We start from the raw sequence: 26,310 nt of genomic DNA, 5'->3' as shown, positions 1-26,310 counted from the left end.
AGTTTATCAGAAGGATTTTGTATGGTTATGGGCGTCCTGCCGGTTTCGTTCAAGGGGCAGGGCGCTTCCGTGCGGCGCGGCTTATTCTTTGTCGCCAGGGCCCTTGTTGCGGGACAGGGGGTGGTGCTGCAGGACCAGCTCGCTCAGCCGGGCATCCAGCACATGGGTATAGATCTCGGTCGTGGCGATGTCGGCATGCCCCAGCAGCGCTTGAATGGCGCGCAGATCGGCGCCATTGGCCAGTAGATGGGTGGCAAAGGCGTGGCGCAGCGTGTGCGGCGTCACCTTTTGCGGCGACACGCCACCGGTGACGGCAAATTCCTTGATCAACAGGTAGAACCGGTGCCGGGTCAGGTGCCCTTCCTTGCCGCGCGAGGGGAACAGAAACCGTGAGGCGGGCTTGCCCTGTTTTTCAACCTCGGCAGCGGCGGCATCGCGGGCTTGCAGCCATTCGGCCAGCGCATCGCGGGCCGGGGGCGACAGGGGTACCATGCGTTCCTTGCCGCCCTTGCCCAGAACCAGCAGCATGCGCGGATCGCCCCGTGCGGCGCTGACCGGCAGCGAGACCAGTTCGCTCACCCGCATGCCGGTGGCATAGAGCAACTCCATCAGGCAGGTGTTGCGCAGCCGGTCGTCGGGTGTGCGGCCAGTCTGACGCGCGGCCTCTAGCAGGCGGTCGACTTCGGTCACCTCCAGCGTCTTGGGCAGGGATTTGCTGCGCCCCGGCCCTTTGATCTGAATGGCGGGATTGTCTGTGCGCCAGCCTTCTTCGAAGGCAAAGCGATAAATCTGCCGGATCGCGGAGAGACGCCGCGCGCGGGTGGCGCGAGAGAGGCCCTCGGCGTCGCAGGCAACCAGGTAGGATTCGATGTCATCCTGACTGGCCGCGCTAAAGGAAATACCACGCCGGGCCATCCAGCCCGCCAGATCCTTCAGATCGCGGCCATAGGCCAAAAGCGTGTTGCGCGCCGCTCCGAGATCAGCTGTCTGAGCATCAAGGAAGGTCGCGATCCATTGCAGATCATCGCGCGGGGCATCCATATCAGTGCCTGCCGAGCAGCAAGAGCTGAAGCGCCGCCCGGCGCGCGGTATCCTCAAGCCCCATCGCCCGTAGTGCAACCAGCGCGGCGCTGAGATCGCCCAGGTTGCCGTCGGCGCCATGGGCAAAGAGCTCGATGGTCTGCAAGATCGCTTCGCCCAGCTGGCCGTTGTCCAGAAGGCGGGCGATGGAGACCGGCATTTCTGCGTCGGCAGCAAAACCGGTCGCGATGGAGGCCGACAGATCGGAAGGGGGCTGCACCTCTGCTGGGCGGCCTTGTGCCAAAGCAGCCAGAAACAGATCTTCGGCGGAGCGCGACGGCGGATTATGCGCCGCGAGTTCATAGCTTCGCGCCAAGAGCCGGATACGCCAGGCCAGTTCGGCGGCCTCTCCCTGCAGGCGTGCGCGGCCCAGATCGTCGGCAAAAAGATCGGCAAAGGCGACTTCGATCCGAGAGGCTTGCGCGGCCTCCCAAGCAGACTGAAGGGCGTCATCCACTGCCGTAGATGTGCCCGGATCGCTCCGATTGCCGCGCAGCGCGGTTTCAAAGGTCTGCAGGGCGCGGACCCGGTCCCAGATACCGCCGGAGGCGGCAGGTTTGCGTTCGGTGAACAGGCCAAGCAGTTGGTTGGGGTTTAGCGCCCCGACACGGGTCAGTCGCTCTGCCGCCTCAAGCTGGGCCTTCCAACCGGCAATGTCGCGCAGATCGGCGGCGGCAAAGGCGCGCGGCAAGGGCGCCGTCGGTTGCCGTTCTCCGATGGTTTCAAACAGGCGGAAGGTCAGGGGATCAGGATTGTCTGGCGCCGGAAGCGGTGCGGCTCCTTCGAAAATATCCGGGTTCAGGAACCGGTCGAGCAAGGCCAGCGCCGGTGGATCCAGCAGCTCCAGCGCATGGGCGGATTCCAGCATTAGCGCCGCAGTCGGCCAGTCGCCGCGCCGGGCCGCGCAAAAGATCCGCGCGCTATAATCTGGCGCCAGATAGGGTGCAGCGGTCAGGGCGGCGCAGGCCCGGTCCTCATCCCCGGTCAGGAGCGTGCTGTCAAACCAGCGGTCGAATCGAACGCGTGTTTCCGACGGTCCAGCCTGTTCGGCCAGCGCCTGTGCCGGGTCGATGGCACCGAGGTCGATCAGCCGGTCGAGGCGGGCCAGCAGAATGGCGTCATCGCCGCCGGGCAAGGGGCGGCTCTCTGATAGAATGACAGTGAACAGCAGCGACTGCATCGCCGGGCTGTTATGCACCGGCACGTCGCGCAGCAGCCGTGCAATGTCCTGCGGAGCGCTGCCGCGCCAAAGGTCGATTGGTAGCCCGGTGGCAGAAGGTGTTACGAGCCCGATCGGGGGCAACAGCGCCTCAAGCGGGGTTACCGAGATTTCCGGCCGCGCGGCGCTTCCCGCGGTTGGCGGCTCCAGCAGTACTGTATCCGGCAATACCTGGCTTTGGGTTTGTCCCAGCCAGTCGATCACCGTCAGCGGTTCCTCTGCCAGTGGGGGAGAGGCGCCCGCAGCGCCCGCAAATATCGTCGCAACGGCAAGGGCCAGAGGTCCTGAAGAACGCCTAGTCGGCATGCAGGACCACCGGTTTGCGGATCTCCTCTGTCGGGGCGCTGAAATCAGCGCCGAACCACGGGCCGACATAGGCGTATCCCACCAGGCCGATCGCGGCCAGAACAACAATATAAAATAGATATTTGATCAAACTTGCCATTGCGTCCCTGCTGCCTGCTTCTTTGTGTTTTGCTCAAGTTATATATGGCCTTTTCGGCAATATCACGTCATTCACTGAAGAATGAGCGAAAAAGAGCAAACCGAAGAAACTGTGACCGTCGGACCGACACCGGGAAGGCTGAAAAAGACGATCGTCATGGTTGGGATGATGGGCGCGGGCAAGACCGCTGTGGGCCGGGCGCTGGCTGCCCGGCTGGATGTGCCGTTTCTGGATAGCGACCACGAAATCGAAGCTGCGGCCAATATGTCTATCCCTGAGATCTTCTCGCGCGATGGGGAGCCGTTTTTCCGGCTCAAGGAACGTCAGGTCATCGCCCGCTTGCTCGAAGAAGAGCGCGGTGTGCTGTCGACCGGAGGCGGCGCCTTCTTGTCCGAAGAGAATCGCACCCTGATCACCGAAGGCGGTGTGTCGGTCTGGCTGCAGGCGGACCTTGAGGTTTTGTGGAACCGGGTGCGCCACCGGGACAGTCGCCCTTTGTTACGTACCAGTGACCCCAAGGCCACCCTGCGCGAGCTTTATGACGCGCGGGTGCCATTTTATGAAAAGGCCGACCTGACGGTGAAATCCGACGGGCAGGCTTCGATTGAAACAATGGTCGACCGGGTGCTTGAAGCCCTTAAGGAGCGGCCAGACGTATTGGAATGGACGGAATAATGCAGCGCACAGTTCACGTACCCCTTGGCGAGCGTGCCTATGATGTGGTGATCGGTCCCGGCCTGTTGCAGGAGGCGGGCAAGCGGATCAAACCGCTGCTGAACCGCCCCCGGGTTGCGGTTCTGACCGACGAAAACGTGGCGGCCAGGCACCTTGATACCCTGCGGGCCGGACTGGCGGCGGAAGGCATCGAAATGGATGCGCTGGCCTTGCCGCCCGGCGAAGGTACCAAAGCCTGGCCGCAGTTCTCGCGCGCGGTCGAATGGCTTCTTGAGACGCAGGTGGAACGCTCTGACATCGTGATTGCCCTTGGCGGTGGTGTGATCGGGGATCTGGCAGGGTTTGCGGCGGCGGTCCTGCGGCGGGGTGTGCGTTTCGTGCAGATCCCGACCTCCCTGCTGGCGCAGGTCGACAGCTCTGTCGGTGGCAAGACCGGCATCAACGCGCCGCAGGGCAAGAACCTGATCGGCGCTTTTCACCAGCCCTCGCTGGTGCTGGCGGATACCGAGGTTCTGGGCACGCTGACCGCGCGGGATTTCCTGTCCGGCTATGGCGAGGTGGTGAAATACGGTCTGCTGGGCGATGCTGCGTTCTTTGACTGGCTCGAAGAACACGGCCCGGCACTGGCGGCGGGCGATATGGCGGCCCGGGTCGAAGCGGTGGCCCGCTCGGTCCAGATGAAGGCCGATATCGTCGTGCGCGATGAGACCGAACAGGGCGATCGCGCCTTGCTGAACCTTGGCCATACATTCTGCCACGCGCTGGAGGCGGCGACCGGCTATTCCGACCGTCTGATGCATGGAGAAGGCGTTGCCATCGGCTGCGCGCTTGCGTTCGAATTGTCCTCGCGTCTGGGGCTGTGCAGTCAGGAAGACCCCAGCCGGGTCCGCGCCCATCTGAAGGCGATGGGGATGAAGGCGGATCTGTCGGATATCCCCGGCGATCTGCCCGGCGCTGTGGCGCTGCTGGACCTGATGGGGCAGGACAAGAAGGTGGTCGCCGGCCAGCTGCGGTTCGTTCTGGCGCGCGGCATTGGCAAGGCCTTCGTGACGGCAGATGTGCCGCGCGAAACGGTGCTGGCCGTGCTGGAGGATGCGCTGGCCCTGCGTCAGGTCGAACAGGCGTAACCTTTCGGGGAATGGGGGCTGTTGGCCCCCGTCCTGTTACAGGTCGTCTGCCTATGGTTAGCGGCCTTTCACCACCATCATCTCCCCGATGTTCTCCGAGGTGATATAGCCTGCAAGAGCGCCTGTTTTTGTCGTGACGACAACGGCAGGCGCGCCCTTGTGCAGGGCGTCGAGAACGGTCTCCAGCCCGGCAGTCAGCGGGACCGAGGGGATATCATTTGTCATCAGCATGGAAACCGCCTTCATGCGCGGGGTTTCTGCGGCGATGGCGGCGAACAGATCGCCGCGCGTCACAAAACCCCGCGGGCGGCCTGTGGCATCCAGAACCGGGAATTCATGCTGGGTGGTGCGGATGACTGCGGCAGAGGCCGTCTCCAGCGTGTCCTCAGGGCGCAGCGCCTCGAAACTGGTGATCATGGCATCGCGGGCCATGAACCGCTTGGTAACGGCGCGCATCGCCACGTCCTGATTTTCGGCATTGGCGGCAATGAAGACAAAGCCCGCCACCAGCACCAATACCGGGTTGCCGGAGGTGAGGCCGAGATATGCCAGCCCCATGGCGGCGATCTGCCCGGCGATGGCGGCGATGCGGGTCGCCTTGACCCGGTCCATCTTCAGGCACAGCGCAGCACGAAGCACCCGGCCGCCATCCATCGGAAAGGCGGGGATCAGGTTAAAGACTGCAAGGATCAGGTTCACCAATGCCAGACGGCCCAGGAAATTCCAGCCGGAAAACTCCTGCGCCGGATCTGCCAGGCTCGCCAGATCCCAGCGGCCCGCACCAATCACCACCAGAATGGCCCAGATCGCAATGTTGACGGCAGGTCCGGCAAAGGCCACCGCGATCTCGTGCCAAGGGTTGGACGGCATCCGTTCCAACCGTGCCAGACCGCCGATGGGCAACAGGGTGATGTCGGGGGTGGCAATGCCGTAGCGCTTCGCCATCAGCGCATGGCCGAATTCATGGGCCAGAACACAGGCAAACAGCGCCAGCACGAAAACGGTGTTCTCAATGGCGCCCGTCAGGCCCTGTTCGCTGTAGGCAGAAAGCCCGATCCACCCCAGAAGAAGGAAGAAGGTGACATGAACTCTGACCTCTGAGCCAAAGAGGCGGCCGAGAGAAAAAGACCATGTCATCGCGTCATTCCTTTTGCAGCCTTTGCGGATCGGGCAAGGATCATCAGAAGGATATCACCAAGGCTATATCGCCAGGGTGATATCACGCGTCAGAACCGTTAGATCAGAACGGGATCTCGTCGTCGTCGATATTGTGCGAGGGGCCACCCTGACCGCCGCCGCCAAAGCCACCGCCCTGGGGGCCACTGTCGTAGCCACCGCCGCCACCGCCATATCCGCCGCCGCCACCATAGCTGCCGCCACCCTGGCCGCCGCCACCGCCGCCTTCACCGCGGCCATCCAGCATGGTCAGGGTGGAGCCAAAGCCCTGCAGGACGACTTCGGTGGAATAACGGTCCTGACCGTTTTGATCCTGCCATTTGCGTGTTTGCAGCTGGCCTTCGATATAGACCTTGGAGCCCTTGCGCAGGTATTGCTCGCAGACGCGCACCAGACCTTCGTTGAAGACGGCAACGCTGTGCCATTCGGTCTTTTCGCGGCGTTCACCGGTGTTGCGGTCTTTCCAGGTTTCAGAGGTGGCGATGCGCAGGTTGCACACCTTGCCGCCGTTCTGAAAGGTCCGCACCTCTGGGTCGCGGCCCAGGTTGCCGATGAGGATGACTTTGTTGACTGAGCCGGCCATTTGGTCCTGTCCTTGTTCTTATTGGATGTTCTTGTCTGTGGATGGGCATCTGGTGTCAGAACCGAATCTGAGCGCGCCCGGATTTTGGGCCACAGTACAGACCCGCAAGCTCTGATGAAAGCAACCTTCTTGGCCGCGGGACGGGGGTTTTCGCAGGTTTTCGGTCGGGCAGCCTCCCACCGGAATCTGTTCGCCGCACGCTGACGCTTTCAATTTAGTTAAGATCCGCTATAGTCTCGCCGGTCGGAAAACGGATCGCGACGGTAACAGAGTTGAGGGCCGCTATGTTTGGGCAAGCCACGTTTAAGACCGCTTTGATCAATGTCTATGCAATGAACGCTCGTGGCCTTGCTGCGGCTGCCGGGGTTTCGCTATTGGCGACTGGCGCTACCGCCGACATGTTCTCGACCAAGAACCAGCGCAGCCTGTTCGCCGCCCATACCAAGGTTCTGGATGGCCGTGCGGCGCAACAATACGAGAACTCCAGCCGTCTGTTGCCGCGTTCCTCGTTTGAGACGGGCCAGTATGGCAGTCTGCCCTATACCGGAAAATACCGTGGGAAATTCATGACCATGGCGCGTGCCGCAGCGCGCAAACACGGCGTGCCCGAGGATCTGTTCCTGCGTCTCGTGCAACAGGAAAGCAACTGGAACCCCGGCGCGAAATCCCACAAAGGCGCGCTGGGGCTGGCGCAGCTGATGCCGCAGACTGCCCGGTCGCTGGGGGTGGATCCCGCTGTCCCGCAGGAAAACCTGGAAGGCGGCGCGCGGTACCTGGCGCGCCAATTCCGTAAGTTCGGCTCCTGGCGCTTGGCACTGGCTGCATATAACGCAGGCCCCGAGGCAGTCCAGAAACACGGCGGCGTGCCGCCTTACCGTGAAACCCAGGCCTATGTAAAAACGATCTGGGGCGGCTGACCGCTTACGAAACGCCTTGAACCGTGCCCGTTTGGGGCGGCCCGGATCACGACCGTGTTAACGCCTCGGTAAACTTGGTAAATACCGCGTTAACTTCTTTTCTCCGCCACGAAGCTGCCCGAATTCCCCCTGAAAAATGCGAGCAGTTTCAGGAGGAATTGCCGTGACAGCCTACAGTTTTGATGATCGCCTTGACCGTATGCACTGGACCCCGTCGGCGGGTCCCAGCCGCGAGATCGTCGACAGCGTCCTTGGCGCGCGGCAGCGTGCCAGCGCCCGCAGTGTCGGTGTTACCCTTGCCGGGGCCATCGTTGGGATACTGATTGGCTTTGGCCTGATCGGCATGTCCTTCGAACAGTCTCCCTGGGGGCCGGGCAGCGGTGCGGTCGGTCTCGTGTTTGGTACCCTGTCGCTGGCTGGTCTGGCCCTGTCGGTCACGCTGGCCTTGTTCGCGGCGTGGAAAAGCAAACGTTTCCCGCGCTTGATGCAGTTCGCCTCGATGAACCTTCTGATGATCGTTGTTCTGTTGCTGAGTTAACCAGTATCGGCCCGCCCTATGATCGGGGCGGGTCTTTTCCTAGTTTTATTGTCGGGAATTGCGCTTGATCAAGGTCGGGGCTATAGCTGTCGGGTACTTCGCGTGGGGACTGCCCCGGATCCAAAGGCCCTGATGATGACGATTTCTCCTTTCTGGCGCATGGGCGCCGCTGCCCGTTGCCTTGCCTTGTTGGTCATCGCGGCATCACCGCATACTGCATTGGCCGAGGATGCAGAGCTGACGCCGGTTGAGGCCTTGGGAGAGGCTCTGTTTCACGATCCGATGCTGTCGCAGAATCGCACCCAGTCCTGTGCCAGTTGCCATGATGCCGAATATGGCTTCACCGATCCACGCCGTTCTGCCGATGGGGCGTTCTCTCTTGGCGATGATGGGCACTCGCTGGGCGACCGCAACGCGCCAAGCGCGGCTTACGCGGCCTTCACGCCGCCGTTTCACCAGAAGGAAGACGGAAGCTGGGCCGGGGGGATGTTCTGGGACGGGCGCGCCCGGGATCTGGCAGAGCAGGCCGCGGGGCCGCCGCTGAACCCGATCGAGATGGGGCTAAGTGATAAGGCGCAGCTCGTCGCGCGCCTGAAGGAAGAGCCGGACTATGTCACAGCCTTTCAGCAGAACTTCGGCGCGGACATCCTGAAGGATCCTGAGGCCGGGTATGCGGCGATGACCGAGGCGCTGGCGGCCTATGAAAAAACCGCCATCTTTGCGCCGTTCGACAGTAAATACGACCGTTTCCTGCGCGGTGAGGTTCAGCTCAGCAAAGAAGAAGAATTGGGCCGGATCCTGTTCTTCTCGGAGCAGTTCACCAATTGCAACCAGTGCCACCAGCTGAAGCGCAGCGCGATGGATCCGCAGGAGACCTTCACCAACTACAGCTACCACAATATCGGCGTGCCTGAGAATGTTCTGGGGCGGGCCGAGAACGGCGTTGCCGCCGGTGCCATTGACGATGGGCTGCTTGCCAACCCGGCGGTCACTGATCCGGCAGAACGGGGCAAGTTCAAGACGCCGGGATTGCGTAACGTGGCTGTCACCGGCCCCTATATGCACAACGGGGTGTTTCAGGAGCTGCGCACGGTGATTGCCTTTTACAATCGCTACAACAGCAAATCGGACGCCGCGCAGATCAATCCCGAAACCGGAAAACCCTGGGGGCCGCCGCCGGTTGCAGGCACCCTGTCGACCACCGAGCTGACCCACGGGCCTGCGCTGGATGACCGGCGCATTGACGCCCTGGTTGCGTTTCTGAAAACGCTGACCGATCAGCGCTACGAAGAGTATCTGGAATAGAAAGGGCGCCCGCGTGATGAACGCGGGCGCCGCTTTGGGTGTGATCAGAGTGGCTACTCGGCGGCGATCTTGATGACCGGGTTCATCCGTTCAAGGATCTCATCGCTGAGGTGGCATTTGATCTGATGCCCGCCCTGCATGTCGCGCACCGGGGGGACCTCGCGTTCACAGAGACCGCCCGGAACTTCGCTCTTCCAGCGACAGCGGGTCTGGAACGGACAGCCTGATGGCGGGTTCATCGCTGACGGGATGTCGCCTTCGAGAACGATATGCTCCTTTTCCACCGATGTATCGGCGATGGGAACCGCGCTCAGCAGGGCCTCTGTATAGGGGTGATAGGGTGGCGAGAAGACCTGATCGGTCGTCCCCAGCTCCACCACATGGCCGAGATACATCACCATCACCCGGTCGCTGAGATAGCGCACGATGGACAGGTCGTGGCTGATGAACAGCAGCGTCGTCTTCTCGTTGCGCTGGATCTCCATCAGAAGATCGGTCACCGCCGCCTGCACCGACACATCCAGTGCCGAGACGGGTTCATCCGCCACAACGATGCGTGCACCGCCAGCAAAGGCGCGGGCGATGCCGACGCGCTGCTTTTGCCCGCCGGACAGCTGCCGCGGCATGCGGTCGGCAAAGGCGCGTGGCAGTTTCACCAGATCCAGCAGCTCCAGCATCCTCTGCTTGCGCTCCGCGTCGTTGTCACCGATGCCAAAGATTTCCAGCGCCCGGGTGATCTGCCGTCCGACGGTCATCGACGGGTTCAGCGTATCAAAGGGGTTCTGGAACACCATCTGCACGTCCGAAATCGTCTTGGTGTTGCGTTCTTCGATCGGGGTCTGTTCGATGTTCTGGCCATCCATCAGGATGTCGCCGTCGGTGGCGGTTTCCAATCCCATCAGAACCTTGGCGAAGGTGGATTTCCCGCAACCCGACTCCCCGACGATGGCCAGTGTTTCGGATTCGCGGGCCTCGAAGCTCAGCGTTTCATTGGCCTTCACCACTTTCTTGGCGCCACTACCGAACAGGGCATTTGCTGCCACCTCGTAATATTTCTTGAGCTTGTCGATCTTGAGGACAACCTCACCCGGGGCGGTCTTTTCCTTCTTGTCGGCTACGGTGATCGGCGCGTTCCAGTCGATTTCCTGGAACTTCAGGCACCGCGTGGCGTGGCGGTCATTGCCGGGCACATCGGCCATGGCAATATCGCCCGCGTCGCAACGGCCCGCTTCGAAATAATCGCAGCGCGGACCGAAGTTGCAGCCCGGCGGGCGTTCGTGGGGCAGTGGGAAGTTGCCCGGAATCGCCACCAGCGGGCGCGCGTTCTTGTCGGCGCCCGGCAGCGGGATCGAGCGGAACAACGCCTGCGTATAGGGGTGCTGCATCTCGTCAAAGACGTCTTCGATACTGCCGCGTTCCACCGCTTCACCGGAGTACATCACGCAGAGCCGGTCGCAGGTTTCCAGAACAAGACCAAGGTTGTGCGAGATGAACAGCATCGAGGTGCCGTATTTCTTGCCCAAATCCTTGACCAGTTCGACCACGGCTGCCTCCACCGTCACGTCAAGCGCGGTGGTGGGCTCATCCAGGATCAGCAGTGCCGGTTTTGACATCAGCGCCATGGCGATGACGATCCGCTGCTGCTGGCCGCCTGACAGCTGGTGCGGATAGCTGTTCAGCATCCGCTCTGGGTCGGGCAGGCGCACGTCGGTGACAACTTCGAGGGCGCGCTTGTAGGCTTCCTCTTCGCTGACGCCCTCGTGGATCATCGGCACTTCCATCAGCTGTTTGCCGATTTTCATCGCCGGGTTAAGGCTGGCCATCGGCTCCTGGTAGATCATTGCGATCTCGTTGCCGCGAATATCGCGCAGCTCCTCGACGCTCATCTCGCCCAGATCGCGGCCCTTGAACTTGATCGATCCGCCCACGATGCGGCCGTTCTTGCCAAGGTCCTGCATCACCCCAAGGGCGACAGTGGATTTGCCGCAGCCGGATTCGCCTACAAGGCCAACCGCCTCGCCGGGCATCACGGAGACGGAAAAGTCCATCACCGCCGGGATTTCGCGCAGCCGGGTGAAAAAGGAGATCGACAGGCGGTCGATTTCCAGGATCGGGCCATCGGTTTGCTCAAGCTTGCTCATGTCATCAATCCCTCAGGCTTTCTTCGCGCAGACCATCGGCCAGCAGGTTCAGACCCAGCACCAGGCTCAGCAGGGCAATGGCGGGGGGCAGGGCCGGGTGCAGGTAGATCGACAAGAGCTTGCGCCCTTCGTTGATGGTCGATCCCCAGTCCGGGCTTTCGGGCGGCAGGCCAAGGCCGAAGAAACCCAGAGTCCCGAGAAGGATGGTCGTGTAACCAATGCGCAGGCAAAAATCGACGATTAGCGGCCCGCGGGCGTTCGGCAGAACCTCCCACAGCATGATGTACCAGGGACGCTCACCCCGGGTCTGCGCGGCGGCCACGTAATCGCGGGTCTTGATGTCCATCGTTAGGCCCCGCACGATGCGGAACACGGTGGGTGAGTTCACGAAGACCACCGAGACAAAGACGACAAGGATACCGCCCGGAATGTCGAACAGATCCACCGGCCAGAAGTCGATCTTGGACCCCTTGGCATTGATCAGCGACATGTAAAGGATGAACAGCGGCGCGAGAACGACAGCTAGGATGATGAAGTTTTTCTTGGGCTGCGTCCGATAGCGGGCGTTCAGCAGCACCCCGAAGAACACCATCGGAAAGGCAAAGAGCACCACTGCCATATATTGCGGCAGTCCGGTCTCGACGATCTCGGGGGTTACCATCAGGTAGAACAGCAGGATCACCGGGAAGGCCAGGATCAGGTTGGCGAGGAACGACAGGAAGGTGTCCAGTTTGCCGCCATAGTATCCGGCCGGCAGCCCCAGGGTGATCCCCACCATGAAGGCAAAGGTCGTCGCGAGCGGGGCAATTTTCACCACCTCCCAGGAGCCTTTGACCATCCGGCTGAACACATCCCGCGCCAGGTTGTCACCGCCAAGGAGATACCATTGGAATTCCCCCTCTTCGGCGCCGCGCAGGGGCGTGCCGGGGGCTTTGTTTTTCATGCCCGACGCCTGCGACAGCGCATCATGGGTGGCCAGCATGTCAAAGGCCGCAAAAAAGCCGGTGAAGACCCAGAACATGACAAGGCCAAAGCCGATCATGCCGATGGGGCTGTCAAACAGCTTGCCATAAAGGCCAAGGCGCCGCTTGAAGGTGATGGAAACGGCATAAAGCACCACAAGGGCGATCCAGACCGGCAGCATCTGCTGCGACAGGGCGCCGATGATGCCCGCGCCGGTGCCCATCACGAGGCCAAGCAGCAGATAGGCCAGAAGGATGACGGCCGAGGCCAGGAAGGTGAGGCGCACGGCCAGCGCGGCAAGGCCCTGCGGCCCGGCCGACAGGCTGAGCGTACCGCCTGCGTTGGTAATGGCGCGTTCCTCGGGGGTGACCGCGCCTATGATGATCCAAAGAAGGATCGAGATTGCCAGTAGTCCCAAAGCCGCAAAAAGAAGCGGGTTGAGAAAGGCGATTGATCCGGTCCAGCTGAGTGGTTCCATAGTCTTTCTCCGTCTTCAGGAAATGCGAATGCGCGGGTTGAGGTAGACGTAGCCGATGTCCGAGATCAGCTGCGTGATCAGCACCACGAGAACCGAGACGACCGAGACGCCCAGCAGCAGTTCGATATCGTTGTTGCCAGCGGCTTGTACCAGCGTCCAGCCAAAGCCCTTGTAGTTGAACAGGGTCTCAACGATCACCACGCCGTTCAGGAGCCAGGGGAATTGCAGCATGATCACGGTGAAGGGCGCGATCAGCGCGTTGCGCAGGGCATGTTTCATGACAATTTTGGGAAAGCTCACCCCTTTGAGCCGTGCGGTGCGGATATACTGCGCCGTCATCACCTCGGTCATCGAGGCGCGGGTCATGCGTGCGATATAGCCCATGCCATAAAGGGCGATAGTCAGAACCGGCAGCAGGAAGTTTTCGATGTTGGGGCTTTCCATCGCGCTGGTCGCGGTGCCCTTGAACCATTTGAGGCCGACGGCAGAGGAGGAGAAAATAGCGATAAACAGGACGCCGGAAACATATTCGGGCGTCGCCGTGGTGGTGATGGCAAAGGTCGACAGTGTTCGGTCGGTGGCAGAGCCTTCCTTCATGCCTGCCAGAACGCCAAGGATCAGCGCCGAGGGCACCATGACCAGCATCACCCAGAACATCAGCGTGCCCGTCAGCGACAGGCGGGTGGCGATGATGGAACTGACCTCATCCTTGAACACCGTGGAATAGCCCCAATAGCCCTGCAGGATGCCGCAGAACTGCGGGGCCTCGGCTGGGTCCATGCCCGGCGTGATGCAGCGGCCGGTGATGGTGCCATCCTCAGCCGTGTGCTGGTACGACGGCGCGAGGCCGATCCATTCCATGTATTTCTTTGGCGTGGATTGCAGGTAGCCGCCCTTTTCAAGCCAGCTGGCCACGGCTTCGTCCGACATGCGGAAGTTGCCCTGGGTCTTGGCGAGTTTTTCAAGGTTCGGATAGAGGTTTGTCATGAAGAACACGACAAAGGTCAGACAAAGCGCCGTCAGGATCATGACCCCGACGCGTCTGAGGATAAACAGTCCCATGGATGCCCCCATTGGTGGCTATGCGCCCGGTTCAATGCCGCTGCGCTTTTGCTAGGCGCGGATGCGCCCTGTCTTTTGGCTGTGCTACGGGTCCAGCGGAAACGGGCCGCGCGATGCGCGGCCCGTGCAGGTCCAGGTCAGGCTTTTAGAGCCCACTTGTAAAGCTGGGGCAGGTCCGCAATGTGCTTGTCGACACCGACCAGGGTATCCCGGTGGTGACGCATGGCGGTGCGCCAGTAAGGCTGGATGGTGACGCCTTCGTCGATCATGATGGCTTGCAGTTTGCCCATCACTTCGCGGCGCTTGTCGGCATCTGCGATCGAGTTGGCCTCGGCCAGCAGAGCGTCGAACTCGGCATTTGCAAAGCCGCTTTCGTTCCAGGCCTCGCCCGAGCGATAGGCCAGTGCCAGAACCTGAGTGCCCAGCGGGCGGTGGTTCCAGTTGGTCGAGGAGAAGGGATATTTCACCCAGTCGTTCCAGAAGGTGGAACCGGGCAGGATGGTCCGCTTCACGTTGATGCCTGCATCGCGCAGCTGGGCTGCCACCGCATCGGTGGTGTTGCGGCGCCAGTCATCGTCGATCGACAAGAGCTCGTGCTCGTAATCGCCCATGCCCGCTTCATCCATCAGGGCCTTGGCCTTGGCGGGGTCATAGGGGATGCGGGTGACGCTGGGGTCGTGCTCCGGGTGCATCGGGCCGACGTGGCAGTTGTCTGCCGGGATGCCGTAGCCGGACATGCCCAGTTCAAGGCAGACGTTGTTGTCGACTGCCATGGCCAGGGCCTGGCGCACGCGCTTGTCAGCATAGGGCTTCATGCCATCGACTTCGGCCAGCTGGTTCGGGCGGATGACGATGGTAAAGCCGGAGGGGATTTCCGATCGGGTCAGGCCGATGCTGTCGAAGATGTCGACATATTCACCGACCGACTCCCAGTTCATGTCGATTTCTTCGGCTTCGAAGGCGGCCAGGAAGGCGGCCGGATCGGTGCCGTAGTCGATGAACTCGATGCGGTCCAGATGGCCGCCCTTGCCAGCGGCGTAGCCCCACCACTCGTGGTCCTCGTTGCGCACCAACACACCCTTGACGCCGACTTCCATGCTCTCGGGCAGCATGTAACCGGTACCGATCGGGTTCTCCAACATGGTTGCGGCGTCATGGCTGGCATGGGTGATGGCTGCGGGATAGTCCGCCATGCCGGGGATGATGGTGATGTCCGGCGTGTTGGTCTTCAGCATCACGGTGTGGTTGTCCACCACGGTGATGGCGCCATCTGCGGCCTTGCCAGTGGCTTCGTCGATCAGCGATGCCATGCGGCCTGCCATCGAGTTGCCTTCGACACCCTTGTCACACCAGCCGGCGATGTTGCGAGCCACGTCCTCGGCGGTGAAATCGTCGCCGTTGTTCCATTTGACGCCTTTGCGGACGTTCAGGGTGTATTCGGTCGCATCGGCATTGGCGCTCCAGCTTTCCAGCAGCATCGGGCCGAAAGAGCCGTCGCTGTTGTATTCGACCAGATATTCCAGCCAGCCGGCGGTAAAGGTCGCGATCTGGGTCCAGTCAAAAGTGCGCGGATCCTTGAGCGCACGGACCTCCATCTGCATACGCAGGGTGCCACCCTTCTGGGCATGTGCAGCGGCCTGCACCGGGGTCTCCAGACCGATCAGCCCGTAGGCGGCTGCGGCGCTGACGCCCAGTGCGGTGGAGCGGGCTAGGAATTCACGGCGGCTCAGTTTGCCGTTTTTGACTTCCTCGGCATGCATCTGGGCGGCCCAGTGGATCGGCGCGCCGGTGGTGGTATCGTTGTTCATACGGATCTCCCTGTTTGCACCAACAGGACGCTTGGCCCTGCCTCGAGGTGGCGATGGTATGTCCGGATTGCGGTCCGGAAAGGTGCTATTTTTGAATTTCGCCGTCTCACGCACCTATTCGGCCTCATAAGGCGGCTTAGGTCAATGCACAGATTCGGCGGAATACGGCAGAAAAGCGACCTTTTTTGCGTCGTTTTCGTATATTCGTGGTGGGTCGCGCCACAGGACTGGGCAGAAGTGCCCAGTTCTCCGCAGGGTTGAGGTGCAAACGGGGGCCTGGGCCGACTCACGACGGCAGGTCGCGGTCAGAGGCTGGAACGTTACTGGGGAATAGCGGCTTTGCGCGCCTTCTTGCGCAGGGCGCTTGGTGTCTCACCGGTGTGCTGGGTGATGAAGCGAGTGAAATAGGCGGCGCTGCCGAACCCTAGTTGGGCGGCGATGTCGCGCATGGCCAGATCGCTTGAAATCAGCAGGCTGCGGGCCGCGTGAAGCTGCCGCTCTGTCAGCAGCGTGGCGGCAGTCTTACCGGTTTCCGCCTTGCAGACACGGGTCAGGTGGGTCGGCGTCACGTTCAGCGCAGCGGCGTGATCCGCCATGCTGGCGTGTTCATCGAAATAGGTTACCACCCGCTTGCAATAGGCCTGTGACAGGCGCCGCGCGGCGTTTGGTTTCACCGGGGGCAGGGGGCCGGAGGGGGGCTGACGGCGCAGCTGGATGCTGATCAGATCGGTGTAGGACTGCATGGCCCGGCGCCACAAGGCAGGATGAGTGGATTGTTCGACCGACACCGCCTCAAGCAGGCTGTTGAGACGCGCTTGCTCGACCGGGTCGTTGAACTTCAGGTGTAGCGGCTCGGGCGGCATCGACACGGGCGCGGTGGCAGGCACGATCAGGGCCTGACCCAGGCATTGGCGTCCGAATTCCACTGACCACAGATTGCCGGCCGGAAAGAACAGCGCCGTATGCGCGCCAAACCCGCGTCGGTGCCCATCCATCAGAAAACGACCCTGTCCGCGTGTGATCCAGATCAGCACATGCTCGGCGCGATCATGCGCAAGTTCTGTTTGCCAAGGACCGTCTGGGTAGAGACGCGAAAGCGGCGAAACGTGAAGATCTTCGGCTGGTTTCGGGTCGAATGGCATGAGATGTTACATAGATTTACTTAAACTTTATCGATGTAACAGCGCATGAAAATGTGATTCTGGCAAGTTCCTGCCGAAGAAGGTTAAAAATTGATAAATTTGTGCCTCTTACCTGCACCTGCCGTTTAGCTGAGCTGATAGCCGATCTCCGGGGAGATTTTCCGCCATTTCTCCATGCGGGCACGGAACCAGGTGCGCTGCCGTTTGGCGAAACGGCGGGTGGCAATCGCGGCGCTTTCCTCCGCCTCCTCCAGCGTCATTCTGCCAGTGGCATAGGCCATGAGTTCCGGCGCGCCGATCGCCTTGCAGGAGGGCAGGCTGGGGTCGAACCGATCTCGCATGGCCTCGACTTCATCCATGGCGCCCTGTTCCAGCATGGCGCGGAATCGTTTGCGGATGCGTGCCTCCAGCCAGTCCTTACTGCTTTCCAGAACCAACGCACTGCAGGCGTCCAGCGGCAGGGGCGGCGGCGGGGTGTCATCCTGCCAATCGGCCAGCGCCCGTCCCGTGGCGGTCAGAACCTCCCAGGCGCGCTGCACGCGGGCACGGTTTTGCACATCGATGCGGGCCGCGGTCTGGGGATCAAGCGCCGACAGCAAGTCTTCGAGCGACATCGAATCGCCCTCGGCCCGGACTTCTGCAGGTGTGGGCGGGATTTCAACCATACCTTCGGTCAAGGCACTGAAATAAAGGCCGGTTCCGCCGACGATGATCGGCCGCTGCGCTCCTGACAGCAGCGGCACCACCTCCCGCAGCCAGTGACCGGCGGAATAGGGCGCATCATAGGCCACATGCCCATAAAGCTGGTGCGGCGCGCGGGCTTCTTCTTCGGCAGAAGGGCGGGCAGTGACGATCCGCCAACAGTCGAACACCTGGCTGGCATCGGCATTGACCACCACACCGCCTTGTTTTTCCGCAATTTCCAGCGCGAGCGCGGATTTCCCTGAGGCCGTCGGGCCAGCGATCAGAACGGGCCTATCCGGATCGATGCGAAGTTCTGTCATGTCAGCCTGTCCTCACCGAGGGCGGATTTGTTATACTCCCGGGAAGAAAAGGCGCCTGGCCTGCATTGATCCTGCCGGTGATTTGCTTCATTTTGCGGCGCAAATTAACCCCGTCATATTCCGGAGCGCAACATGCCCCAAGAAATCGAAACACCGGCCGCCACTTCGGCCGTTGCCTATAAACGTGTCATGCTGAAAATCTCTGGGGAGGCGCTGATGGGGGATCAGGGCTTTGGTCTGCATCCGCCGACTGTGGAGCGGATCGCCAAAGAGGTGAAGTCGGTGCATGACATGGGCGTCGAGATCTGCATGGTCATCGGCGGCGGCAATATCTTCCGGGGCCTGTCCGGCGCTGCGCAGGGCATGGAACGCACCACAGCTGACTATATGGGGATGCTGGCGACCGTGATGAACGCCCTTGGCATGCAGGCCGCTCTGGAATCGCTTGGCGTCTTCACCCGGGTGATCAGCGCCATTCCGATGGATCAGGTCTGCGAACCCTATATCCGCCGCCGCGCCGTGCGCCACCTTGAGAAGAAGCGGGTCTGCATCTTCGCGGCCGGCACCGGCAACCCCTATTTCACCACCGACACTGCGGCGACGCTGCGCGCCAATGAAATGGCCTGCGAGGCGATCTTCAAAGGCACCAAGGTCGATGGCGTCTATGATAAGGATCCGGTGAAGTTCGACGACGCCAAACGCTATGACACCGTCAGCTATGACGATGTGCTGGCTAAACGCCTGGGGGTTATGGATGCCTCGGCGATTGCTCTGGCGCGCGACAACAGCCTGCCGATCATCGTCTTCTCGCTGGATGAGCCTGGCGGGTTCCGCGGTATTCTGGCTGGCGAAGGCACCTACACCAAGGTTCAGGGCTGAGCCGCAGTTGGTTTGATAATGGCAAAAGACGCGTGTTCCGGCGGGAGGCGCGTCTTTTCGTTTATGCAAGGGGTTGCAAGCCGGTATCAACGCTGTGGCTAGCTGCTGCCATCGGGCAGAGTGGCCGTCAGCGGGCCGAGATTGCTATACAATCTTGCGACAATCGCTTATGAGCGGTGTAAAGACCGCCTCAAGTCAGGGGAGAGAGCAGAATGTCTGATGATTTTGAACTGGATACCGACGATCTGAAACGTCGCATGGATGGCGCCATGGCCAACCTGCGCACCGAGTTTGCCTCGCTGCGGACCGGGCGTGGCTCGGCCTCGATGCTGGATCCGGTGATGGTAGATGCCTATGGCTCGATGACGCCGATCAACCAGGTCGGCACCGTCAACGTGCCCGAGCCGCGCATGGTGACGATCAACGTTTGGGATAAATCCCTTGTTGGCAAAGTTGAAAAGGCGATCCGGGAATCCGGCCTTGGTATCAACCCGCAGCTGAACGGCACCATCATCATGCTGCCGATTCCGGAGCTGAACGAAGAACGCCGCCGCGAGCTGACGAAGGTTGCCGGGCAATACGCTGAACACGCCCGTGTGTCGGTGCGCAACGTGCGCCGCGATGGCATGGATCAGATCAAGAAGGCCAAGGCTGATGGGATGTCCGAGGACGACCAGAAGTTCTGGGAAAGCGAAGTTCAGGATCTGACCGACGCGATGATCAAGGCCGTGGACGAGGCGCTGGAAAACAAGCAAGCCGAAATCATGCAGGTCTGACGCCCGGATATGGTCAGCAATACCGACACGGCGCCTTCCGAGGGCGCGTCCGAAGACGGCACGGGGCAGGGCCCACGCCATGTTGCCATCATCATGGATGGCAACGGCCGGTGGGCACAGTCCCGTGGCCGCCCGCGTCTGTTCGGGCACCACGCAGGCGCCAAACGGGTGCGGGAAATCGTCGAATGCTGCCCGTCCCTGGGCATCAAGTATCTGACCATATTTGCCTTTTCGACCGAGAACTGGAAACGGACGCAGGTCGAGGTCGCGGGCCTCATGAGCCTGTTCCGCCGCTATATCTCCAAGGAGATGAAGGCGCTGGCCGCGCGTAATGTACGGGTGCGTTTCATCGGGGATCGGGTGCGGCTTGATGCCAAGCTGATCCAGTTGATGGATCAGTTGGAAGAGGAAACCAAAGGTAACGACGGCACCAATCTCACAATTGCCCTGAACTATGGTGGGCGGGACGAGGTGGCCCGCGCCACGAAGCGGCTGGCGCAGGATGTTGCGGCTGGAAAACTATCTCCTGACGATGTGGACGAGGAAACCCTGCCGAAATACCTCGATACCCATGTGCTGCCGGATCCCGATCTGGTGATCCGCACCAGCGGTGAGGCACGGATTTCCAACTTCCTGCTGTGGCAGTCTGCCTATGCGGAGTATGAGTTCATCGACACGCTCTGGCCGGATTTCACCGCCGAAGAACTGGGGCGCCTGTGCCGGGGCTATGGCGCCCGTGACAGACGTTTTGGCGCGGTGAAGACATGAGCGCGGGACGTTGGTCCGACCTGATGCCGCGCTTGCTGTCTGCGGTCGTCATGCTTGTTGTAGGCGCCGTGGAAATCTGGCTGGGTGGCATCTGGTTTGCGCTGCTCATCGCTGCCGCTTGCGGTGGCATGATCTGGGAACTTGTCCGGATGCTGGCGCCCGAAAAGACCGGACAGGCGCTGCAACTGGGGGCAATGTCAGCCATTGCGGTGCTGGGCGCGACCCTGCTGCCGCCGGTTTGGGGTATGCCCTTGCTGGTTTCGCCTATCCTTGGCGGTATGTTTCAACTGCCTGTTGCTGCCCGCCTGCGTTTTGGCTTGTTTGGTCTCTGGATCGTTTGCGCCGGATTTACCTTTGTATGGCTGCGCAATGAAATGGGGGCCTCTTGGCTGTTGTGGCTGATCGGCGTTGTCGTTGCCACCGATGTAGCAGGCTATTTTGCCGGTAAGATGATCGGTGGACCAAAGCTTTGGCCGCGTGTCAGCCCCAAGAAAACCTGGTCCGGATCTTCGGCTGGCTGGATCGCTGCGGCGATTGTCGGGGCCTTCTTCAGCGAAGCCTCGGGGCTGGGCGTGGGCGCGATTGTCCTGTCGGTTGTCATGTCGATGGCTAGCCAAGCGGGCGACATCGCGGAAAGCGCTCTTAAGCGGAAGACCGGCGTTAAGGATTCCAGCGCGCTTATTCCCGGTCACGGTGGCCTTTTTGACCGGTTCGACGGGATGCTCGGGGCGGCGGCGGCCTTCCTGATCTTCGTGACATTTCTGGGATAGCCTTGTAGGGCATGACCATGCGTAAAATCTCTATCTTCGGCGCCACCGGCTCGATCGGGCAGAACACCATTGACCTGATCCGGCGCGATCTGCGCGCCTATGACGTAGTGGCACTGACGGGCGGTGCCAATATTGCCCGGCTTGCGGCGGATGCCATCGCGCTCAAGGCAGATGTTGCGGTAACGGCCTATGAGGAGCGCCTGCCGGATCTGCGCGCCGCGCTGGAGGGCAGTGGCGTGGAGGCCGCAGCGGGAGAGGCTGCCCTGATCGAGGCGGCAACCCGTCCGGCGGACTGGATCATGTCGGCGATCGTTGGCGCTGCCGGTCTGGCGCCGGGTCTCAAGGCGCTAGAGCAGGGCACCACGCTGGCGTTGGCCAACAAGGAATCGCTGGTCTGTGCCGGTGGCCTTCTGATGCAGACCGCGCTGCGACATGGCGCCCGGCTCTTGCCGGTGGATAGCGAACATTCGGCGGTGTTTCAGGGGCTGGTCGGTGAAGAGATTTCAGCAGTTGAGCGGATCATCATCACCGCATCCGGTGGCGCGTTCCGCGACTGGCCGCTGGAAGATCTGCAAAAGGCAACCTTGGCCGAGGCGTCCTCTCATCCAAACTGGGACATGGGCCAGCGCATCACCATCGACAGCGCATCAATGTTCAATAAGGCGTTAGAGGTTATTGAAACAAAAGAGTTCTTTGGTGTGGCGCCAGAGCAGATCGAGGTTCTGGTGCATCCCGAATCGATGGTGCACGCGCTGGTTGGTTTTCGTGATGGTGCGCTGATGGCGCATCTGGGCGCACCAGATATGCGCCATGCCATCGGATACGCGCTGCACTGGCCCGAGCGAAAGGATCTGCCGGTTGCGCGGCTCGATCTGGCGGAAATCGGTCAGCTGAATTTCACGGCTCCGGATACCGCGCGGTACCCCGCACTGCGGCAAGCCTATGATGTAATGCAGCGCGGCGGTCTGATGGGCGCCGTTTTCAACGCAGCCAAGGAAAAGGCGCTGGATCTGTTCATCGCGGGACAGATCGGGTTCACCGAAATGGCCGAGGTAACGGCCGCGGTTCTGGAGCGGATGGAGGCACAAAGCGGCCTTATTGATTCCGCAATGACCCTTGATAACGTCACTGAGATTGACCATCTCGCCCGACAAGAGGCAGAGCGCGCCGCAGCGGAACGCAGATAAGGTAAGAACTTGGATATCGTGACCCTACTCCCGCAGTTTGGCGGCTTTCTCTACACCATTGGCAGTTTTGTTGTCGCGCTTTCGGTGATCGTCGCGGTGCATGAATACGGCCACTACATCGTTGGCCGGTGGTCCGGAATCCATGCGGAGGTTTTTTCGCTGGGCTTTGGCCCGGTGTTGTTCAGCCGCGTCGACAAGCGTGGCACCCGCTGGCAGATCGCGCTGTTGCCCTTTGGGGGATATGTGAAATTCCTTGGCGATGCAGATGCGGCTTCGGGCAAGGACAGCGCCGCGATGGAGGCGGCGGCCAATGATCCGACGCGCCTGCGCCAGACCATGCACGGTGCCCCGCTTTGGGCGCGTAGCGCTACGGTTGCTGCCGGACCGGTGTTCAATTTTGTGATGTCAGTGATCATTTTCTCGGTTCTGGCGATGACGCAGGGAACCCTGCGGGATCCGCTGGCTATCGGCACCTTGGTGCCGCTGCCCGGCATCGAAAACCAGCTGCGCGAAGGTGACGAATTGGTCGCAATCGAGGGCGTTGCCATCCCGGACGAGGCCGGAGCCATGTCATGGGGGGAATTCCGCGACCAACTGCCGATGGTGCAGCCGATGGAGTATCAGGTGCGCCGGGATGGTCAGCTGGTCTCGGTTCAGGGCCCGTTCCTATCGCCGCCGCATGTGCGGGCCGTTGCGCCGCGTAGCGCTGCATCGGATGCCGGGCTTCAGGCTGGGGATGTTATTACGGGCGTCGATGGAGAACCGATCTTTGCCTTCGATCAGCTGAAGCAGACCGTCGAACAGGCCGATGGCCGCGTACTGCTGTTGGATGTCTGGCGGCAAGGGCAGGAGTTGGAGCTTGCGCTGGCACCGCGTCGCACGGATGAGCCGCAGCCCGACGGAAGTTTCGCGACCCGTTGGCGGATTGGTGTGGTCGGCGGTCAGGCCTTTGAGCCCGCAACCGAAGTGGGCGGGGTCGGCGAATCCCTGGTGGCAGGGGCGTCCCAGGTCTGGTCGGTGATCGACATGTCGATTTCGGGCCTGACGCATATGATTACCGGCGCCATCAGCACTTGCAATCTATCAGGGCCCATCGGGATCGCGGAAACCTCCAGCGCAATGGCAAGCCAGGGCGCGGTCAGCTTCATCCGCTTCATCGCGGTTCTGTCGACGGCTGTTGGCCTCCTGAACCTCTTCCCGGTGCCAGCGCTGGATGGGGGCCATCTGGTGTTCTACGCCTATGAGGCGGTCACTGGGCGTCCGCCCAGTGATGGAGTCATGCGGATCCTGATGACCCTTGGAATTGCGATGATTCTGTCGTTGATGGTCTTTGCACTCGGCAACGATCTTTTCTGTTAAAATTTATCACACTTGTTGTGGCGCCCGCCTCCGGGAAGAGGGCGGGTGCCCAACTGTCGCCATATTCCGGCATTAACCCTTTCTCAATCTGCTACGTCCGCGGCGCAGCCTTGCGCGCGGCATCGACTGGGGAAAGGAAGTCGCCATGCACGCTCTGATGAGAACGGACAATGGCCTGGGTCTTTTGATGCGCCTGAATTGGGATCGCGCACTGTCGGTCGTGACGATTTTTCTCGCTCTGACTGCAGGTGCCTGGTTCGGATCCCTTTGAAACCATGGGGATGCGGCGTTTGCACCGCGCAACGCGTCGGTCACCCGTGCTCAGTCTGTGCGCATCTTCATGCCCCGGAGTGATTTCTTAGTTTTGACAACGGTCAGTAAACCCGGTACGCACAGTTAAAAGCTGCTTAAAAAATCGGATTATGACTGATGGTTCGGGGGAAGGTCGTGGGTACATCCTGCGGTGTGCGCACAAAACGCACCAATATACTGTATAGAAGCGTATCGAGCGCCGTATTGGCTGTTGCCTTGGGATTTGTCCTGACGCCCAGTTTCGCATCGGCGCAAAGCTACCAGTTCAATTCGGTCCGGGTGGAGGGCAATCAGCGCATCCAATCGGATACGATCGTGTCCTATGCGGCGCTGGAACGGGGGAAACCAGTCAGCGCTGGCCAGTTGAATGACGCGTATCAGCGCATTCTCGACAGCGGTGTTTTTGAAACCGTTGAGCTGGTGCCGAGTGGCAATTCTCTGATCATCAAGGTCACAGAGTTCCCGACGATCAACCAGATCAATTTCGAAGGTAACCGGCGGATCAAGGATGACAAGCTGGCCGAGCTGATCGAATCCGCGCCACGCCGCGTGTTCCGCGCCGCGCAGGCGGAACGGGACGCCGAGACCATTGCTGCCGCCTATGGGGCGCAGGGACGTTTGGCCTCGCGGGTGACGCCGCGCATCATCCGCCGTAGCGACAATCGCGTCGATCTGGTGTTCGAGATTGCCGAAGGCGACACCATCGAAGTCGAGCGCGTTTCGTTTGTCGGCAACAAGGTCTATTCGGATCGGCGTCTGCGCCGGGTTCTGGAAACCAAGCAGGCTGGTCTCTTGCGGACCTTCATCAACAAGGACACGCTGATCGAGGACCGCCTGCAGTTTGACCGGCAGGTGTTGCGCGATTTCTACCTGTCGCGCGGCTATGTGGATTTCCGGGTCAACAGCACCAACGCCGAAGTCACTCGGGAGCGTGACGCCGTCTATCTGGTCGTCGATGTCACCGAAGGCCAGCAGTTCGAGTTCGGCAATATCTCGGTGACCAGCGAAATCGCTGAGGCCGATGCTGACCTCTACCGCTCTGCGTTGAAAGTCAAACCGGGCGTGACCTATTCGCCGCTGATTGTTGAACGTTCCATCGAGATGCTGGAAACGCTGGCAACGCGTCAGGGGATTGATTTCCTGCGGGTTGAGCCGCGGGTGACCCGCAACGACCGCGATCTGACGCTGGATGTTGAATTCGCGATGGTGCGCGGGCCGCGTGTCTTCGTCGAACGCATCGATATCGAAGGCAACACGACAACGCTGGACCGGGTGATCCGCCAGAAGTTCCGCTCGGTCGAAGGCGACCCCTTCAATCCGCGTGAAATCCGGGATGCCGCAGAACGGATTCGTGCGCTTGGATTCTTTGCCAAATCAGACGTGGACGTCCGGGAAGGCAGCTCCGAAAGCCAGGTGATCGTAGACGTGAACGTCGAAGAGCAACCGACCGGTTCGTTGAGCCTTGGCGGCGCATACTCTGTCAACGACGGCTTTGGGGTGAATGTTGGCCTGACCGAGAACAACTTCCTGGGCCGCGGTCAACGCCTGTCTTTCTCGATCGCGACTGCTCAGGAATCGGAAGAGTACGTTCTGGGCTTTACCGAGCCGCATCTGCTGGGACGCGATCTGAAATTCGATTTGGACCTTGGTGTGTCCGAAACCGATTCTAGCTATGCGGAGTACGACACCTCCCGCGCGTTCTTCCGTCCGGCGCTGACCTTCAATGTGACCGAAGATACCACTCTGGAAGTGCGCTATACTTGGGCCGACAGTGAGATGATCCGCCGCGATGACGTGAGCTTTGTCGGAGGGACCTACCCTGTGGCGGGCCCTGTGATAAGAAGTGAGATCAATCAAGGCAGCAAAACGTCCAGCTCCCTTGGGTTCACATATTCCTATGACAGCCGTCTGACCGGACTCGACCCCAATATTGGTTTCACCATGCAGGTGGGCGCTGATTATGCCGGGCTTGGCGGAGATAGCGAATACCTCAGAACCACGGCCAAGCTGGTCGCGCAGCGCAAGATCCTCAACGAGGAAGTCACGCTTCGGGCCACTTTGGAAACCGGCTCGCTGCACTGGATGGGCGACGATTACAGCCGCTCGATTGACCGTTTTGTTCTGACCCCCAGCGTTATGCGGGGGTTCGAACCCGGCGGGATCGGGCCTCGGGATACTGCACCGCGGGCTGATGGCGGAAGTTACGACGATTTCCTCGGCGGCAACGTCTATGCTGTTGCACGTTTTGATGCCGAATTCCCGCTGGGTCTGCCTGAGGAACTGGGGCTGCGCGGTGGTCTTTTCTACGATGTCGGCAACCTTTGGGGCCTGCAGGACGTGGACACACCTGCCAGCGGTGGTTTCGTCGTCGGCCGTAACGGCTCTTTCCGGCACGTGGTCGGGTTTTCGGTCCTCTGGACCACGGCCTTTGGCCCGTTGCGGTTCAACTTTTCCAATGCGGTCAAGAAGGAAGACTTTGACAAGGAACAAAGTTTCGATCTGACCTTGCAGGCCCGGTTCTGACCCGGTGATGCAGGCAAGGCCGACGTGTATAACAAAGAGGGCGCCGACCGGCTGGTCGGCGCCCCTTTATCAG

Annotated in this window: 23 protein-coding genes; 12 read left to right on the top strand and 11 right to left on the bottom strand. The window is 61.1% G+C overall.

The window, feature by feature from the left end:
* Positions 1-81: 81 nt before the first annotated feature.
* Genes SM766_RS01695 through SM766_RS01685 form a run of 3 tightly spaced genes read right to left on the bottom strand, consistent with a single transcriptional unit; the run spans position 82 to position 2,744 of the window.
* On the bottom strand, positions 82-1,041 hold the full coding sequence (locus SM766_RS01695; protein ID WP_368946682.1) for a site-specific tyrosine recombinase XerD: 960 nt from the start codon (positions 1,039-1,041) through the stop codon (positions 82-84).
* 1 nt (position 1,042) lies between these two features.
* Positions 1,043-2,605: a hypothetical protein gene (locus tag SM766_RS01690; RefSeq protein WP_368946681.1), complete on the bottom strand. Its 1,563-nt coding sequence runs from the start codon at positions 2,603-2,605 to the stop codon at positions 1,043-1,045.
* The gene (locus SM766_RS01685; RefSeq protein ID WP_197492328.1) at positions 2,595-2,744 is read right to left on the bottom strand and encodes a hypothetical protein; all 150 of its coding nucleotides are present in this window, start codon (positions 2,742-2,744) and stop codon (positions 2,595-2,597) included. Before SM766_RS01685 ends, SM766_RS01690 begins: the two co-directional genes overlap by 11 nt.
* An 81-nt stretch (positions 2,745-2,825) precedes the next feature.
* Here SM766_RS01685 and SM766_RS01680 point away from each other — a divergent pair, with 81 nt between their 5' ends.
* Positions 2,826-3,419, top strand: coding sequence for a shikimate kinase (locus SM766_RS01680; RefSeq protein ID WP_274839217.1), 594 nt, complete (start codon positions 2,826-2,828; stop codon positions 3,417-3,419).
* A complete protein-coding gene (gene aroB, locus SM766_RS01675) occupies positions 3,419-4,546 on the top strand; it encodes a 3-dehydroquinate synthase (protein ID WP_368946680.1) in 1,128 nt (375 codons plus the stop codon). The genes SM766_RS01680 and aroB overlap by 1 nt, the downstream gene beginning before the upstream one ends.
* 57 nt (positions 4,547-4,603) lie before the next feature.
* Here aroB and SM766_RS01670 read toward each other — a convergent pair whose 3' ends face one another.
* Both SM766_RS01670 and SM766_RS01665 read right to left on the bottom strand, forming a co-directional pair.
* Positions 4,604-5,683, bottom strand: a complete 1,080-nt coding sequence (locus tag SM766_RS01670) for a site-2 protease family protein (RefSeq protein ID WP_368946679.1) — start codon at positions 5,681-5,683, stop codon at positions 4,604-4,606.
* 103 nt (positions 5,684-5,786) lie between these two features.
* Complete coding sequence (locus SM766_RS01665; RefSeq protein WP_065273417.1) at positions 5,787-6,305, bottom strand: single-stranded DNA-binding protein; 519 nt, start codon at positions 6,303-6,305, stop codon at positions 5,787-5,789.
* A 332-nt stretch (positions 6,306-6,637) separates the two neighbouring features.
* Here SM766_RS01665 and SM766_RS01660 point away from each other — a divergent pair, with 332 nt between their 5' ends.
* From SM766_RS01660 to SM766_RS01650, 3 genes are all read left to right on the top strand, one after another.
* The gene (locus SM766_RS01660; protein ID WP_274828146.1) at positions 6,638-7,222 is read left to right on the top strand and encodes a lytic transglycosylase domain-containing protein; all 585 of its coding nucleotides are present in this window, start codon (positions 6,638-6,640) and stop codon (positions 7,220-7,222) included.
* 163 nt (positions 7,223-7,385) lie between these two features.
* Positions 7,386-7,760 (top strand): hypothetical protein, encoded by a 375-nt coding sequence (locus SM766_RS01655; RefSeq protein ID WP_065273418.1) that lies wholly within the window; start codon positions 7,386-7,388, stop codon positions 7,758-7,760.
* Positions 7,761-7,895: 135 nt separating this feature from the next.
* The gene (locus SM766_RS01650) at positions 7,896-9,065 is read left to right on the top strand and encodes a cytochrome-c peroxidase (RefSeq protein ID WP_368946678.1); all 1,170 of its coding nucleotides are present in this window, start codon (positions 7,896-7,898) and stop codon (positions 9,063-9,065) included.
* A 53-nt stretch (positions 9,066-9,118) separates the two neighbouring features.
* On the opposite strand, the gene SM766_RS01645 is transcribed toward SM766_RS01650, so the two are convergent.
* The 6 genes from SM766_RS01645 to miaA all read right to left on the bottom strand — a co-directional run bounded on the left by SM766_RS01645 (position 9,119) and on the right by miaA (position 17,663).
* A complete protein-coding gene (locus SM766_RS01645; RefSeq protein WP_368946677.1) occupies positions 9,119-11,206 on the bottom strand; it encodes a dipeptide ABC transporter ATP-binding protein in 2,088 nt (695 codons plus the stop codon).
* 4 nt (positions 11,207-11,210) lie between these two features.
* Positions 11,211-12,647, bottom strand: a complete 1,437-nt coding sequence (locus tag SM766_RS01640; protein ID WP_274827996.1) for an ABC transporter permease — start codon at positions 12,645-12,647, stop codon at positions 11,211-11,213.
* A gap of 15 nt (positions 12,648-12,662) precedes the next feature.
* A complete protein-coding gene (locus tag SM766_RS01635) occupies positions 12,663-13,709 on the bottom strand; it encodes an ABC transporter permease (protein ID WP_065273421.1) in 1,047 nt (348 codons plus the stop codon).
* A 137-nt stretch (positions 13,710-13,846) separates the two neighbouring features.
* Positions 13,847-15,517: an ABC transporter substrate-binding protein gene (locus SM766_RS01630; protein ID WP_368946676.1), complete on the bottom strand. Its 1,671-nt coding sequence runs from the start codon at positions 15,515-15,517 to the stop codon at positions 13,847-13,849.
* Between the two features lie 320 nt (positions 15,518-15,837).
* Complete coding sequence (locus tag SM766_RS01625) at positions 15,838-16,659, bottom strand: helix-turn-helix transcriptional regulator (RefSeq protein WP_274827999.1); 822 nt, start codon at positions 16,657-16,659, stop codon at positions 15,838-15,840.
* 125 nt (positions 16,660-16,784) lie between these two features.
* Positions 16,785-17,663 carry a tRNA (adenosine(37)-N6)-dimethylallyltransferase MiaA gene (miaA, locus tag SM766_RS01620; protein ID WP_368946675.1) on the bottom strand — a complete coding sequence of 293 codons (879 nt, stop codon included), beginning with the start codon at positions 17,661-17,663 and terminating at the stop codon, positions 16,785-16,787.
* 132 nt (positions 17,664-17,795) lie between these two features.
* Between miaA and pyrH the strand changes: the two genes are divergently transcribed.
* From pyrH to bamA, 7 genes are all read left to right on the top strand, one after another.
* Positions 17,796-18,542, top strand: a complete 747-nt coding sequence (gene pyrH / locus SM766_RS01615) for a UMP kinase (protein WP_065273425.1) — start codon at positions 17,796-17,798, stop codon at positions 18,540-18,542.
* 212 nt (positions 18,543-18,754) lie between these two features.
* Complete coding sequence (frr, locus tag SM766_RS01610; protein WP_065273426.1) at positions 18,755-19,318, top strand: ribosome recycling factor; 564 nt, start codon at positions 18,755-18,757, stop codon at positions 19,316-19,318.
* Between the two features lie 9 nt (positions 19,319-19,327).
* A complete protein-coding gene (gene uppS, locus SM766_RS01605; RefSeq protein ID WP_065273427.1) occupies positions 19,328-20,086 on the top strand; it encodes an undecaprenyl pyrophosphate synthase in 759 nt (252 codons plus the stop codon).
* The gene (locus tag SM766_RS01600) at positions 20,083-20,856 is read left to right on the top strand and encodes a phosphatidate cytidylyltransferase (RefSeq protein ID WP_274833942.1); all 774 of its coding nucleotides are present in this window, start codon (positions 20,083-20,085) and stop codon (positions 20,854-20,856) included. Before uppS ends, SM766_RS01600 begins: the two co-directional genes overlap by 4 nt.
* 17 nt (positions 20,857-20,873) lie before the next feature.
* Positions 20,874-22,043, top strand: coding sequence for a 1-deoxy-D-xylulose-5-phosphate reductoisomerase (dxr, locus tag SM766_RS01595; RefSeq protein ID WP_368946674.1), 1,170 nt, complete (start codon positions 20,874-20,876; stop codon positions 22,041-22,043).
* A 9-nt stretch (positions 22,044-22,052) separates the two neighbouring features.
* Positions 22,053-23,402, top strand: coding sequence for an RIP metalloprotease RseP (gene rseP / locus SM766_RS01590; protein ID WP_274828004.1), 1,350 nt, complete (start codon positions 22,053-22,055; stop codon positions 23,400-23,402).
* Between the two features lie 429 nt (positions 23,403-23,831).
* Positions 23,832-26,237, top strand: coding sequence for an outer membrane protein assembly factor BamA (gene bamA, locus SM766_RS01585; protein WP_065273430.1), 2,406 nt, complete (start codon positions 23,832-23,834; stop codon positions 26,235-26,237).
* Positions 26,238-26,310: the final 73 nt, after the last annotated feature.

The organism is Pseudophaeobacter sp. A-200-2, from assembly GCF_041008815.1.
GTDB classification, from domain to species: Bacteria; Pseudomonadota; Alphaproteobacteria; order Rhodobacterales; family Rhodobacteraceae; genus Phycobacter; species Phycobacter gallaeciensis_A.
This window is presented reverse-complemented; position numbering and strand designations above follow the sequence as displayed.